The 532-nt window shown below is 30.1% G+C and carries 1 pseudogene; it reads left to right on the forward strand.

The features are described from left to right. Positions 1-323, forward strand: a pseudogene (locus KLA_RS18210) (hypothetical protein); the annotation flags it as partial. Positions 324-532: the final 209 nt, after the last annotated feature.

Raw genomic sequence — 532 nt, forward strand, 5'->3', positions numbered from 1 at the left:
ACAACCAAGAATTTGTTGGTGCAGGTTTACCATTTTATGAGTTTAGTTTTACTTTTAAAGCAGAAGTACCTTTTGAGTTTGAGGGCTGGACAAATGGTATAGACTTGCGTAAGGTAGACAGCACACTTTTAAAACAAAAAATAATCAGTTATTTTAAAATGTACCAAAAAAAATACGAAGAAAAAAATGTGAATGCAATAGTAAACTTAAACTATAATTTCACATTAAGAAATGTCACAACTCAATACCAAAGCAAACAACATCTTAAAGAAATATGGGAAGAATATGCTAATGATTTAGCAATAAAAACAAAAAACAGCTAAATGGCCTTTGGGAAGAATACAATAGCGTAATAAATATTAAAGATAAAGAATTTCAACCATTAAAAAACTATGAGTTGGCTTTTTTTGGAGACGGCAAAATAGCAACTTTAAAATTTGGAAGTAATATAAATACAGATTCGCGACATAGAGGAGCGTCTGCTTTATTTTTCACGTTTAGAAATAAATCAGGAAGATTACGTGGGCGTTTT

The organism is Cellulophaga geojensis KL-A (assembly GCF_000568425.1).
In the GTDB taxonomy this organism is placed as follows: Bacteria; Bacteroidota; Bacteroidia; order Flavobacteriales; family Flavobacteriaceae; genus Cellulophaga; species Cellulophaga lytica.